The sequence below is a fragment of the Cohaesibacter haloalkalitolerans genome (assembly GCF_003574655.1).
In the GTDB taxonomy this organism is placed as follows: Bacteria; Pseudomonadota; Alphaproteobacteria; order Rhizobiales; family Cohaesibacteraceae; genus Cohaesibacter; species Cohaesibacter haloalkalitolerans.
On the sequence record NZ_QNUM01000005.1, the window covers coordinates 212,843 to 226,665 of the forward strand.

Genomic DNA, 13,823 nt, shown 5'->3' on the forward strand with positions numbered 1-13,823 from the left:
CAAGGGATTGCCTCGCGCCGGACCCGGGAGAATTGTGCTGATTTTCTTGAAGACCAGCCGCTCCGTCCAAACTGGAGGAAGGGACGATGGAAGAACTAGAGCTGCGGCGTGAGATGGTTGCGGCCTGCCGTCGAATGAATGACATAGGCCTCAATCAGGGAACTTCGGGAAATGTGTCGGCACGCTGTGGTGACAGGATCCTGGTAACGCCGACTTCGTTGCCATATGACGAGATGCAGCCCGAAGACATCGTCGCAATGGATGCTGACGGGCATTTTGAGGGCCAGCGCAAGCCGTCGTCGGAGTGGCGCTTCCATCACGACATCCTCTCCAATCGGCGGGATGTCAACGCTGTTCTGCATTGCCACTCGACCCATGCTGCCGCAATGGCCTGTCACCAGCTCGACATCAACAGCTTCCACTACATGGTAGCCGTCGCAGGCGGAACCAATATTCGTTGCGCCCCTTACGCAACCTTCGGCACGCAGGCTCTGTCTGACTCCGCGCTCAAGGCGCTCGAAGGGCGCAAGGCCTGTCTGCTCGGCCAGCACGGTCAGATCGCCCTTGGCTCGACATTGAAGCAGGCGCTGGCGTTGGCCATCGAGGTCGAGACCTTGGCCAAGATGTATATCATTGCCCGCCAGATGGGCGAGCCGCCTGTTCTTAGCGAAGAGGAAATGGGGCGTGTCATGAACCAGATGAACCAGATGCATTACGGGGTCACCCGAAGCCCATCCTGAATGATGAACGCGCAGGCCATCACGCCCTTGGTGATGGCCCGGCGACGTTGAACTCCCCCGAAGGTGAGACACCTTGGAAGGTGCCTCACAAGACACAGTCCGATGGAGAAAGACAATGAACCGGATCTTTAACAACCCCGATTTTATCGTCGAAGATGCCGTCCGCGGCTATCTCAAGGCACACCCGGATATTCTTGCTGCAACCGACAATCCGCGCGTTCTGCGCCGTCCTGCCGCACCGCAGAAGGACAAGGTGGGCATTGTCACCGGCGGCGGCTCGGGGCATGAACCGGCATTTCTCGGTTATGTCGGCAACGGCATGCTCGATGCTGTGGCCATCGGCGAAATCTTCTCCTCGCCATCGGCCAAGGCCTTCCATGATGCCTTCATTGCCGCCGATGGTGGGCGCGGTGTTGCCTGTCTCTATGGCAACTATGCCGGTGACAACATGAACGTCAAGCTGGCCGCCAAACAGGCCGCAAAGCACGGACTGACCGTCAAGACTGTCGTTGCCAACGACGATGTTCCGTCCGCTTCGAAGGACGACCGGTCCAAACGGCGCGGCGTTGCCGGGGAAATCCTGATGTGGAAGGTTGGTGGCGCGCGTGCCGAAGAGGGGGCTGATCTGGATGAGGTGATCGCTTCCGCACAGAAGGCAATCGATGCGACCCGCAGCATCGGCATCGGTCTTTCGGCCTGCACCATTCCCGCAGTCGGCAAGCCCAATTTCCACATCGAAGACGGCCACATGGAAGTCGGCATCGGCCATCACGGCGAACCGGGGGTTGCTGTCATGCCCGTCAAGCCCGCCCGGGAGATGGCTGATTTGATGCTCGACCATATCCTGCCGGATCTGCCGTTTGAAAAGGACGACGACGTGGCGATCCTGGTTTCCGGTCTTGGTGCTACGCCGGTCATGGAACTCTATGTTCTCTATGATCGGCTGGCCGAAGTGATCGAGGCCCGCGGCATGAAGACCCGCCATCTCTTTATCGGCAACTATTTCACGTCCCTTGAAATGCAGGGTGTCACCCTGACCATGATGCGTCTCGACAGCGAGCTTGATCGTCTACTCGCCGCGCCTGCCCATTCCATCGGCCTGACGAGGGTTTGACCATGCTTTCATCCATTTCCATCAAGGATTCCGGCGGTCTTGTGGTCGAGCTCATCGACGTGATCCGGGAAAACCGCGCCTGGCTTTCCAAGATCGACGGAGCCATCGGCGATGGCGACCACGGCATCAACATGAGCAAGGGCTTCACCTTGGCTGGTGGCAAGCTGGGCGAGCCGATTCCTCCTCTGCCTGACGCCCTCAACATCCTGAGTGAGACTCTGATCGAGGATCTGGGCGGCTCCATGGGGCCACTCTATGGCTATCTCTTCTCGAGCATGGCCGACGAACTGGAAGGGCAGGAAAAGCTCGATGGCGACGTGTTCGGCAAGATGCTGCATGCGGCACTGGAAGGGGTTCAGGAAATCGGCTCGGCCAATGTTGGCGACAAGACCTTGCTTGATACCCTGTCTCCGGCGAGTGAGGCTTTTGATGAGGCATGGCGGTCTGGCAAGGGCTTTGCCGAGTGCCTCGAAGTCATGTCTTTGGCCGCTGAAAAGGGGCGGGATGCCACCATAGACATGGTCGCAAAGGTTGGCCGGGCCTCACGCCTTGGTGAGCGGTCTCGCGGAGTGCTTGATGCCGGTGCCACGTCCTGTTGCCTCATCCTGCAGACCCTTGCCAAGGGTATCAGGCAGCGCATGGGCGCCTGAGCGCCTGAGTAATCCTCTTCTCCATGAAGAAATCTGTTAGCCATGGCAGATTGAAAAGCCGGTGGGTTCCTGTTTGAGGAGCTCACCGGCTTTTTCTTTGCCTTTTGCCGCTGAGGGGCGCGCAGCCGTCGAACGGCTGCGTCCATTGCCGATCCTCCGGCTCAGGTGTGCTCGCAAAAAAAAAGCCCAATTGCCGTACGGGACGACAATTGGGTTGGTTGCTTATGAGGAGAGGTGGGGCTCTGCTGGATAGGATTGAAGGAGCCCGAATTTGAAAAGTGGGGGAAGAGGCTGCTTTCCTCCGCTTTCACTCTTCTTTTTGGAGGATTTCCATGAATGCCCGGATCGGAGATGACCGATTAGAGGATTGATTGTCCGGTGGCTGCCCAATCCTTGGCAAACTGGTCAAGACCCTTGTCGGTCAGAGCGTGGTTTACCAGGCTCTTGATGACAGACGGAGGAATGGTGGCAACATCGGCACCGGCAAGAGCGGCTTCCTTGACGTGGTTGGCAGAACGGATGGAGGCTGCCAGAATTTCGGTCTTGAAGTCGTAGTTGTCATAGATGTCGCGAATGTCGCGGATCAGATCCATGCCATCAAGGTTGAGATCGTCGAGACGGCCGATGAACGGAGAAATATAGGTGGCACCAGCCTTGGCAGCCAGCAGCGCCTGATTGGCGGCAAAGCACAGGGTGACGTTGGTCTTGATGCCCTTGTCGGTGAGGCTGCGGCAGGCTTTGAGGCCATTGAGCGTAAGCGGCAGCTTGATGACCACGTTGGAAGCGATCTTGCTCAGGCAATCGGCTTCAGCCATCATCGTGTCATAGTCCATCGAAGCGACTTCGGCGGAAACCGGACCGGTCACGACGGCGCAGATTTCTGCGATGACTTCCTTGAAATCACGTCCGGACTTGGCGATCAGGCTGGGGTTGGTGGTCACACCGTCCAGAAGACCGTAGTCGTTCAGTTCAACAATGTCTTTGATGATGGCGGTATCGACGAAAAATTTCATTTTTTCTCTCCCTTGCGCATGTCTCCCATTGGTGAAATGTCTTTCGGGGGACTGGACATGCATTCATTACAATATTGGGGCGGGTCGAGTGGAAGGTCCACTCGACCGTTGGCTCCTAGAGTTTGAGAAGATGACAGGCGCGTGCAATGATTGCGTCGCTCGTGATGCCGAATTTCTCATAGAGCTCTTCAGCCGGAGCGGATGCGCCAAACCCATCCATGCCGATGACATTGTCTTCATCACCAACAAAGGTAGCCCAGCCGAACTTCGAGGCCGCTTCCACGGCAATCCGTGGGCAGTCACCAAGAACGGACATACGATAGTCCCGATCCTGCTCTTTGAAAAGCTCCCAGCTTGGCATTGATACAACAGCGACGGAAATACCCTTTTCCGTGGCCAGCTTTTCCGCCGCTTCCATGGCGAGGCTGACCTCTGTGCCGGTGGACAGCAACGTCAGGGCACGATCGCCCTTGCCAAAGCTGCGCAGCACATAGGCACCGCGGGCCGAGAGATTCTCGCCGGTTTCTTCCAGTCGCAACTGCGGCACAGCCTGTCTGGACAGCGCCAGCAGCGAAGGCCGGTTGCGCGAGCGGATTGCCAGTTCCCAACATTCCAGCGTTTCCAGCGCGTCAGCCGGGCGGAAGGTGAGAAGATTGGGGATGGCGCGCAGGGAGGCCAGATGTTCGACCGGCTGGTGGGTCGGTCCGTCTTCGCCAAGGCCGATGGAGTCGTGGGTCATCACGTAGATGGTGCCAATCCCCATCAGGGCCGACAGGCGGATACCGTTGCGGGCGTAGTCGGAGAAGACCATGAAGGTGCCGCCATAAGGAATGATGCCGCCGTGGGTCATCATGCCGTTCATCGCGGCTGCCATGGCAAACTCGCGCACGCCGTAACCGATATAGCGTCCCGGTTGGCCTTTCTTATACTGGCTGTCAACGGCTGCCACGCGGGTTAGGTTGGAGCCGGTGAGGTCAGCTGAGCCACCAATCATTTCAGGCAGGGCAGGGGCGAGAGCCTCAAGTGCCATCTGGCTGGCCTTGCGGGTGGCCACTTTCTGCGGCTTGGCAAACAGGGCCTTGCGAGCCTCGGCGACAGCACCCTTGAATTCTGCAGGCAGGGTATGGGCGACGCGGCGCAGGAACTCGGCCTGCAGGGCCTCGTCCGACTTGGCCAGACGGCTTTCCCATGCGCTCCGGTCAGCCTTGCCCTTGCTGCCAATGGCTCGCCACTGGGCGAGAAGGTCGGCGGGAATTTCAAACGGTGCGGCAGTCCAGCCAAGAGCGGCCTTTGCGCCAGCGGCCTCTTCCTTGCCAAGCGGCGAGCCGTGGGAGGATTCCTTGCCAGCCTTCGTTGGTGCGCCAAGACCGATCACGGTTTTCATGGCGATCAGCGACGGTTTGTCGGTGACGGACTTGGCTGCGGTCAGCGCAGCGTCCAGAGCAGCGGCGTCGTGGCCGTCGCAGGACTGGACATGCCAGCCGCAGGCCGAAAGGCGCTGCGGGATGTTGTCCGAGAAGGAAACTGAAGTTGGGCCATCGATGGTGATGGCGTTGTCATCATACAGCACGATCAGCTTGCCAAGGCCAAGGTGACCGGCGAGCGAGATGGCTTCCTGACCGATACCTTCCTCAAGGCAACCGTCACCCATGAAGACATAGGTGTGATGGTCGACGAGGTCGGTGCCAAAGTCCTTTGCCATGATCTGTTCGGCAAGGGCCATGCCGACGGCAGTGGCGATGCCCTGGCCAAGCGGGCCGGTTGTTGTCTCGATGCCCTTGGCATGACCATATTCCGGGTGACCGGCTGTAATGGAACCCATCTGGCGGAAATTGCGCAACTGGTCGATCGTCATGTCGGCGTAACCGGTCAGATGCAGCAGGCTGTAAAGCATCGCAGAGGCGTGGCCGTTGGACAGGACAACGCGGTCCCTGTCTGGCCAATCAGGTGCGGAGGCATCAAATTTCAGGTGATTTTTGAAAAGAACCGTAGCAGCGTCGGCCATGCCCATCGGGGCGCCGGGATGGCCGGAATTGGCTGCTTCCACGGCATCGATGCTCAAGGCGCGGATGCAATTGGCAAGAGAGAAGTTGGTGGCATCACGCTTGGCGTGCTCAAGGGCGGTTTCTGAAGAATAGTCTGACATGTTTACTCCTCCATGTTGGCTTTGAGGTACACCTTTGCAACAGAAAACGCAACGGAAAATCACAAAATAACACTTGTTATGTTATAAATGTTGTGAAATATATGTGATATTGAAATTTTATCGAGCCTGTCCGATGGCGTAGCGTTGTCGGAAGAGGGGCAGGATCGAAAGGAGACTTCATGAAGCGCGAGGACCGCCAAAAGGCGATCATGGACCTTCTGGTTACCCATGGAGAGGTTGAGGTCGATAATCTGGCAGAGCAGTTTGCCGTATCGAAAATGACCATTCACCGGGACCTTGATGATCTGGAAACAGAAGGCGTGATCCGCAAGATTCGCGGTGGGGCGACGATCGAGTCGGGTACCCGCTTCGAGAGTGATTTCCGCTTTCGTGAACGCCAGAGTCAGGATGCCAAGGTGGCGATGGCTGAAGCTGCCCTGAAGCTGATCGATCCGGGTATGAGTGTCATCATCAACGATGGCTCCATGGCAGCCTTTCTGGGCAAGTCCCTGATCAAGAAACGCCCGCTCACTGTCATCACCAACAATGCCGCGATCATGGATGCGCTGCGCAATGAGTCCGGCATCACGTTGATCTCGCTCGGCGGGTGCTATTCCAGCAAGTTTAATGCCTATTTCGGTAGCGTTACAGAAGTGGGGCTGGCCAATCTGCGCGCCGACATCTCCTTCATCTCGACACCGGCCATTTCAGGGCTTGAGGTCTTCCATATGGATGACATGGTGGTCAAAACCAAGCGCGCGATGATGCCATGTGGCACCAGATGCTGCCTGCTGGTGAACCATACCCGGTTTGATCACACGGCCTTGCACAAGCTCGCAACACTCGATGAGTTCGACTATATCATCACCGACAAGGCGCCCTCCAAAGACGCGCTCGCGATTATCGAGAATGCCGGTCTGACCCTGACCATCGCCCAGAAGGACAGTGAGGAGCCGTCATGAGGGCAGCCTGTTCATCTCTTGCGGCCATTTGTCGACGAGGCGTCGAAACGGGCGGGGCTGGGCTTTGCTCCAGCGCGCTCACTGGTGTCGACAAATGCCAATTTTCAATTCAGCGTTCACATATTGACGGGCCCCTGATGGACCTTGCCATCCTTTTCGGTTTCGGAGATATCCGGGCCGCAACAGGAATGTGCCGCTTATCTTAACCACGGTTGCAATAGGGAGTAGAAACATGAAAATTGCAGTAGCTGGTGACAGTGCAGGCGAAGGCCTGGCTCACATTTTGGCTGAATATCTTGCCGGCAAGGGATCCATGGAAGTCCATGAGGTTTCCCGGGTAGAAGGCAAGGCCGATGACTTCTATGCCAACATGGCCGAACGCGTCGCCACGGGCGTCGTAAAGGGTGACTATGATCGCGCGATTCTGTGCTGCGGCACCGGTATCGGCGTTGCCATGTCCGCCAACAAGGTTCATGGCATCCGGGCAGCACAGTGCCACGACACCTATTCTGCCGAACGCGCAGCGCTTTCCAACAACGCGCAGATCATCACCATGGGTGCTCGCGTCATTGGTACCGAGCTGGCAAAGGCCATCGCTGACACCTTCTTTGCCAACACCGAGAATTTTGACGAAAACGGCCGCTCAGCAGGCAACGTCAAGGCAATCGACGACCTCGACGCCCGCAACAGTTAGGCTGATGCTGAGCCATGGCGGGCGAGGGCTGCGGCTGTCGTCCACCAGAATTTCATAACCCGAAAGAGGCCCGGTCCCCCTTGTGGTCCGGGCCTCTTTTGTCGGTTGGCAGTTTGAAATCATTTTGAACAAGATTGACAACGACCGGCCAATCACGCAAAACACTCAACGGATGGTTCTTTCCACGATCGTATCTGGAAAGATGAAAAGGGAACATGGTGCGGACGACCCAACTCGGGGCCAATGCCATGGCTGCCCCCGCAACTGTAAGCGGATTGCCTTGTTTGTGAACCACTGAACCAACGGGTTTGGGAAGGGAACAGGGCGCAATACCGTGAGCCAGGAGACCTGCCAGCCGCACTGAATCTCACTAACCGGTCGGGGTGTATCGGAGATGAGGCAAATCTGATTTGCTTCCCTGCCTGTTTCTCCCTGCTATCGGCGTTTTGACGAATGCAACCCTTTGGGCGTAGCTAGGAAATGGCGTTGAAAAACAAGGCGATCTTGCAGATCTGCAGCACCTGCAACAGTGCTGCTGTCAAGAAAAATCCCGAAAGACTGGCAACCGAACGCCCCGAAGGCGAGCAGCTTCTCAAGGCCGTCGAAGCTCTTGTGGTCGCTGACGAAGCCCTTTGCGGCAAGCTGTCCGTTCAGCCCGCTCGCTGCATGAGCGGCTGTACGCGCAGCTGCGTAGCCGCCCTGATGGATGCCAGCAAGTATCAGTTCGTCATTGGCGAACTCGACAGCAGCGCCGAGCGGGTGGACGATCTTGTCGCCTTTGCCAGAAGCTATGTCGAGGCCGAGGACGGTCTGCCTGAATGGCGCCTGCGGCCGCAGCATATCCGCAAGAACACCTTGGCGCGTCTGCATCCGGTTCCCTCCATCCCTTCAACTGAAAGCTAGAGGCACATCATGTCTTTTCAGCCCCCCGTGATGACGAAAAAAATTCCCGCCACTGTCGTGACCGGCTTTCTCGGCTCGGGAAAAACCACCCTTATCCGTCACCTGATCGAAGGGGCCGGGGACAGGAAGATCGCGCTCATCGTCAATGAGTTCGGCGATATGGGGTTTGATGGCGAACTGCTTGCCAGTTGCGGCAATCCCAACTGCACCGAAGACGATGTGGTCGAACTCAAGAATGGCTGCATCTGCTGCACGGTGGCGGACGAGTTCCTACCAACAATGGAGATGCTTCTGAAGCGCGAGCCTCGCCCGGATCACATCGTCATCGAGACCTCGGGCCTTGCCTTGCCGCAGCCTCTGGTCCAGGCCTTCCAGTGGCCAAGCGTCCGCGCATCCGTTACGGTGGATGGAGTGATCACCATTGCTGACGCCGCCGCCCTCAGCGAAGGCCACTATAGTGCCGATGAGGAGGCCATTGCCCGCCAGCGCCAGATGGACGAGACCATCGACCACGACAGCCCGATTGACGAGCTGTTCACCGACCAGCTCAAATGCGCCGACATGATCGTGATTTCCAAGGCCGATCTGGTCGATGACGAGGCGATGGCGCGCGTCGAGACCCTCATTGCCGAGCATATGCGTGAGGGGGTCAAGATCATCCATTCTGCCAAAGGCAATGTCTCTGCCGCCGTTCTGCTGGGTCTTGAGGCCGGGGTGGAGGACAATCTCGATGGTCGTGAAGCCGCCCATGGTCATCACCACCACCACGATGATGATGACGACCATGACCACGATGATGACAATGATGACGGGCATCACCACCATCATCACGATCATGATGACTTCCATTCCGCGGTCGTCCCACCGCGCACCTTTGCATCGGTCGAGGCATTAAAGGACGCAGTCGCCGACGTTTTGGCGCAGCCCGGTGTGTTGCGCGTGAAGGGCTATGCCGCCGTCGAGGGCAAAAAGGCGCGTGTCGTCGTGCAGGCCGTGGGCCGTCGCGTCGAAAGCTGGTTCGATACGGGAGCCGATGTCAAGACCGGTCTGGTCGTCATCGGCCTCAAGGACTTCGATCTGGCGAGCGCCAACGAAAAGCTGGCCTGAAGCGGCCCAAGAGACGAACGGGGATAGGGACGACATGCATATTCTGGCGCCCGATGCGGGGCGGATCGATAATGGACAGGAGGCCGTGGATCTGGGGCAGAGCGCCGGAGACATCCTCATCCTGTCGTCCGCCGACAGCGAGCTGTCCGCCTTTGCCCTGTCGGCCCGTGGCCGCTCAGACGATGCTCCCTCGCTGCGCCTTGCCAATCTCATGGCGCTTGGTCATCCCTATTCGGTTGATCTCTATGTCGACCAGACAGCCAGCCACGCCCACCTCATCATTCTGAGGCTGTTGGGTGGCGTTGAATATTGGCGATACGGGCTTGAGCAACTCAGAAAGCTGTCCCGTGGTTATGGCGTCAAACTGCTGGTCATGCCGGGCGACGACAAGTGGGATGAAAGCCTTGCTGACTGGTCCAGTGAACCGGTTGCCATCGTCCGTCAGTTCTGGCGTTATTGCGTCGAGGGTGGTGCCGAGAACATGGCACTGGCCTTGCGCTTTGCCGATGCCTTGCTGTCGGGGGATAGCGCCTCAGTGCCCCATCCGCTGCCATTGCCCCGCGTCGGCATTCTGAAGGGCTGCGAAAGCTTCAGTGGTGGGGATGGGCTTGAGAGATATCTTGCCACCATTGCCAATGAAACGACCCAAAAGGTGGTGCCGATCCTTTTCTATCGCTCCTATGTCCAGAGCGCCATGACGGCGCCGGTCGAGGCATTGGCCGAGGCTCTGGCTGCAAAGGGACTTCATGCCCTGCCTATATTTGTGCCCAGTCTCAAGGACCTGGAGGCGCAGGAATTCCTTGCTGCTGCACTGACGGCGCTTCCGCCGTCCGTCATCCTCAATTGCACCGCCTTTGCTCTGTCGAAAGCTGGGCAGGCCCATGAGCCAACCATTCTTGACCGCTATGACTGCCCGGTGTTGCAGGTGATCCTGTCCGGATCCAGTTGCAAGGCATGGGAAGACAGCCCGCGTGGACTGTCGGCCCGGGATCTGGCGATGCATGTGGTGTTGCCGGAACTCGACGGTCGTATACTGAGCCGCGCCGTCGCCTTTAAGGAAGAGGGCGCGCTCGACGAGCGGACGCAATACCGGCCTGTGGAACTCGTGCCCCATGCGGACCGGATCGCCTTTGTTGCCGATCTGGCAAACGGTTGGGCCATGCTGCGCCACACAGAGGCCAGTGACCGCAAGGTCGCTGTCATTCTCGCCAACTACCCCAACAAGGATAGCCGTATCGCCAATGGCGTCGGTCTTGACAGCCCTCGGTCCGTCATCGGCCTGATGCAGGCGATGCAGGCAGAAGGATACTGTGTCGAGGGCATTCCCGCCGACTCGGACGCCCTGATGCAGCAGATCCTCTCCGGCCCGACCAATGCGCTGGGCGCAGCCATCCGGCAAAGCGATCACCGGTTGGACCTGAGCCTCTACAAGCAGATGTTCTCGGCGCTGCCAGAGGCAGTTCGGGCAGGTGTCGAAGCCCGCTGGGGTGCTCCGGAAACGGATCCGAAGGTCCGGGAGGATGCCTTCCAGCTCGCCATCCTCGGTTTCGGCAACTTGGTGGTCGGCGTACAGCCAGCCCGCGGCTACAATATCGACCCCAAGGATACCTACCACGATCCGGATCTGGTGCCGCCGCATAACTATTTCGCCTTCTATTTCTGGCTCCGGCAGGTCCATGGTGTGCATGCCGTCATACATGCGGGCAAGCATGGCAATCTGGAATGGTTGCCGGGCAAGGCGCTGGCGCTGAGCGAGGCCTGCTATCCTGAGGCCGTGCTTGGCCCTGTGCCCCATCTCTATCCGTTCATAGTCAATGATCCGGGCGAGGGATGTCAGGCCAAGCGCCGTACTAGCGCCGTGATCATTGATCACCTGACGCCGCCATTGACTCGGGCCGAGAGCCACGGAGCAGGGGAAGAGCTTGAGGCGCTGGTGGATGAATTCTACACCGCGCAAGGGGTCGATCCGCGCCGCTCGGACAAGCTGATGGAGGAAATCCGATTTCTCGCCAGCCGGACCGGCCTTGACAAGGACGCTGGCGTCAGCAGTGACGACGATAACCGGGCGGCGCTCCAGCAGCTCGACGCGCATCTGTGTGACATCAAGGAGCTGCAGATCCGCGATGGCCTGCATGTGCTTGGCACTTCTCCGCAAGGCGGCTATCGGACCGATCTGCTTGTGGCCATTGCCCGCGTGCCACGAGGCTCTTTGCCCGCCCAGCAGTCACTGCACCGTGCCATCAGTCAGGATCTTGGCTTGACAGTGGCAGGAGAGGTGTTTGACCCACTGGATTGCCTCTTTGCGCAAGCGTGGGATGGTGCGCGGCCAGACCTGCTTGCCGAACAGTCGGAGGCTCTCTGGCGGCATTGTGGCGATACCGTCGAGCGGATTGAGCTGTTGGCCAAGGCATTGGTGGCAGGAGACTTGGGTTGCCCATCCAGCATGGAGGCAACCCGGGCCGTGCTGGACTGGATCGGTTCCGATCTGACTGCGGCAATCGATGCCTGCGGGCCGCAGGAAATGCACCATCTTCTTGCCGGACTTGCAGGGCGCTTCGTGCCGCCCGGCCCGTCGGGCGCGCCGACCAGAGGGCGTCCCGATGTTCTGCCCACCGGACGTAATTTCTTCGCAGTCGATGTGCGCTCCGTGCCATCAAAGACGGCCTGGGCTATCGGTGAACTGTCTGCCCGGCGGCTGATGGAGCGCCATTTTCAGGATGAGGGCGAATGGCTGCAGGCCATCGTGCTGACCTGTTGGGGCACCTCCAACATGCGCACTGGTGGCGACGATATCGCTCAGGCACTGGCGTTGCTTGGCGCGCGCCCCGTCTGGGAGGCCGCGTCGGGTCGTGTGACGGGGGTGGAAATCCTGCGCCTTGAAGAGCTGCGCCGCCCGCGTGTAGATGTGACGCTGCGCATTTCTGGCTTCTTCCGCGATGCCTTCCCGCATCAGATCGATCTTTTTGACAGCGCTGTCCGGCAGGTGTCCGAGCTTGATGAGGACGAAGATGCCAACCCATTGGCCGCGAAGGTGCGCCGCGAACGGGCCGAGGCGGAAGCCAAAGGGATTGATTCCGAGCTTGCCAGACGGCAATCCACCTTTCGCGTCTTCGGTTCCATGCCGGGCGCCTACGGGGCCGGGTTACAGGCGCTGATCGATGAAAAGATCTGGGACAGGCGTTCCGATTTCGCCGAGGCCTTCGTTGCATGGGGCGGCTTCGCCTATGGCGCGGGTGACTATGGCAATCGCGCAGCCGACAGTCTCAAGCGCAGGCTCTCGCAGGTGGATGCCGTGATCCAGAATCAGGATAACCGCGAACATGATCTGCTGGACTCCGACGACTATTACCAGTTTGAGGGCGGTCTGGCGGCCAGCGTTGAGACCTTCCGGGGAAGTGCCCCCAAGGTTTATCACAACGATCATTCCCGTGCCGAGCGCCCCGTCATTCGCACACTCGACGAAGAGATTGCCCGCGTCGTGCGAGGTCGGGCGGCGAACCCCAAGTGGATTGCCGGCGTCATGCGCCACGGCTACAAGGGAGCATTTGAAATGGCGGCAACGCTCGACTATCTGTTTGCCTTTGCGGCAACGACCAATGCGGTTGGTGATCACCATTTCGACCAGCTCTATGAAGCCTATATCGAGGATCAAGCGGTGGCGGATTTCCTCAAGGACAAGAACCGTCCCGCCTATGACGACATGATCGACAGGTTTCTCGAAGCGCTGGATAGAGGGCTCTGGACGCCCCGGTCAAACAGCGCCCGTTTCAATCTTTTAGACAACAAGACCAAGGCCACTCACAAGGAAGGGGAGTTCCTATGAAGAAGACCGAAGGCATGACAGAAGAAGAGCAGAATGCCTACCACGCCGAGAAGATGAAGAAGAAGAAGGCGGCGCGCGACAAGATTCTGGCGACCAAGACCGAAGAGAAGGGGCTGATCATCGTCCATACCGGCAAGGGCAAGGGCAAATCCACCGCCGCCTTTGGCATGGCCTTCCGTTCCATAGGTCATGGTCACAGGATCGCCGTCATCCAGTTCGTCAAGGGCGCATGGGATTCGGGCGAGAAGCGCATGCTGGAGAAATTCCCCGAGCTGGTGACCATCAAGGCGATGGGCGAGGGCTTTACATGGGAAACCCAGGACCGCAACAAGGACATTGCCAATGCCCGTGCGGCATGGGAGGCGGCCAAGGAAGCCATCCTTGACCCGGAGGTCCGGCTCGTTCTGCTCGATGAACTCAACATCGTTCTGCGCTATGACTATCTGCCCATCGACGAGGTCGTTGCCTTCCTCAGGGATCAGAAGCCGGACCAGACACATGTCGTCATCACAGGTCGTAATGCCAAGGACGAACTGATCGAGATTGCCGATCTGGTCACCGAGATGACGCTCGTCAAGCATCCGTTCCGGTCCGGCATCAAGGCTCAGGAAGGTATTGAATATTAGAAGAAATGCGGAGGCACAGTCGCTTTTCTGTGCCCAAGGGTCGAT

The 13,823-nt window shown here is 58.8% G+C and carries 11 protein-coding genes and 1 riboswitch; of the genes, 9 read left to right on the top strand and 2 right to left on the bottom strand.

Translation table 11 applies throughout. From position 1 onward, the window contains the following. The first annotated feature begins 86 nt into the window (after positions 1–86). The 3 genes from DSL70_RS14100 to dhaL all read left to right on the top strand — a co-directional run bounded on the left by DSL70_RS14100 (position 87) and on the right by dhaL (position 2,504). On the top strand, positions 87–740 hold the full coding sequence (locus DSL70_RS14100; RefSeq protein ID WP_245418216.1) for a class II aldolase/adducin family protein: 654 nt from the start codon (positions 87–89) through the stop codon (positions 738–740). A gap of 115 nt (positions 741–855) precedes the next feature. Beyond that, positions 856–1,854: a dihydroxyacetone kinase subunit DhaK gene (locus DSL70_RS14105; RefSeq protein WP_119308586.1), complete on the top strand. Its 999-nt coding sequence runs from the start codon at positions 856–858 to the stop codon at positions 1,852–1,854. A 2-nt stretch (positions 1,855–1,856) separates the two neighbouring features. Next, positions 1,857–2,504 (top strand): dihydroxyacetone kinase subunit DhaL, encoded by a 648-nt coding sequence (dhaL, locus tag DSL70_RS14110; protein WP_119308587.1) that lies wholly within the window; start codon positions 1,857–1,859, stop codon positions 2,502–2,504. Positions 2,505–2,863: 359 nt separating this feature from the next. Here the strand turns inward: dhaL and fsa are convergent, their stop codons facing one another. Next, on the bottom strand, positions 2,864–3,517 hold the full coding sequence (gene fsa, locus DSL70_RS14115; protein WP_119308588.1) for a fructose-6-phosphate aldolase: 654 nt from the start codon (positions 3,515–3,517) through the stop codon (positions 2,864–2,866). A gap of 115 nt (positions 3,518–3,632) precedes the next feature. Then, positions 3,633–5,663, bottom strand: a complete 2,031-nt coding sequence (gene tkt, locus DSL70_RS14120) for a transketolase (RefSeq protein WP_119308589.1) — start codon at positions 5,661–5,663, stop codon at positions 3,633–3,635. Between the two features lie 179 nt (positions 5,664–5,842). Between tkt and DSL70_RS14125 the strand changes: the two genes are divergently transcribed. The 6 genes from DSL70_RS14125 to cobO all read left to right on the top strand — a co-directional run bounded on the left by DSL70_RS14125 (position 5,843) and on the right by cobO (position 13,778). Further along, positions 5,843–6,625: a DeoR/GlpR family DNA-binding transcription regulator gene (locus tag DSL70_RS14125; RefSeq protein ID WP_119308590.1), complete on the top strand. Its 783-nt coding sequence runs from the start codon at positions 5,843–5,845 to the stop codon at positions 6,623–6,625. 232 nt (positions 6,626–6,857) lie between these two features. Beyond that, a complete protein-coding gene (gene derI, locus DSL70_RS14130) occupies positions 6,858–7,319 on the top strand; it encodes a D-erythrulose-4-phosphate isomerase (protein WP_119308591.1) in 462 nt (153 codons plus the stop codon). A gap of 156 nt (positions 7,320–7,475) precedes the next feature. Beyond that, positions 7,476–7,689, top strand: a riboswitch (cobalamin riboswitch). 116 nt (positions 7,690–7,805) lie between these two features. After that, a complete protein-coding gene (locus DSL70_RS14135) occupies positions 7,806–8,222 on the top strand; it encodes a DUF1636 family protein (RefSeq protein ID WP_162916706.1) in 417 nt (138 codons plus the stop codon). A 9-nt stretch (positions 8,223–8,231) separates the two neighbouring features. Then, positions 8,232–9,329, top strand: a complete 1,098-nt coding sequence (gene cobW, locus DSL70_RS14140) for a cobalamin biosynthesis protein CobW (protein WP_245418217.1) — start codon at positions 8,232–8,234, stop codon at positions 9,327–9,329. Positions 9,330–9,363: 34 nt separating this feature from the next. Then, complete coding sequence (gene cobN / locus DSL70_RS14145) at positions 9,364–13,152, top strand: cobaltochelatase subunit CobN (RefSeq protein ID WP_119308593.1); 3,789 nt, start codon at positions 9,364–9,366, stop codon at positions 13,150–13,152. Continuing rightward, positions 13,149–13,778, top strand: a complete 630-nt coding sequence (gene cobO, locus DSL70_RS14150) for a cob(I)yrinic acid a,c-diamide adenosyltransferase (RefSeq protein WP_245418218.1) — start codon at positions 13,149–13,151, stop codon at positions 13,776–13,778. The genes cobN and cobO overlap by 4 nt, the downstream gene beginning before the upstream one ends. Positions 13,779–13,823 lie beyond the last annotated feature (45 nt).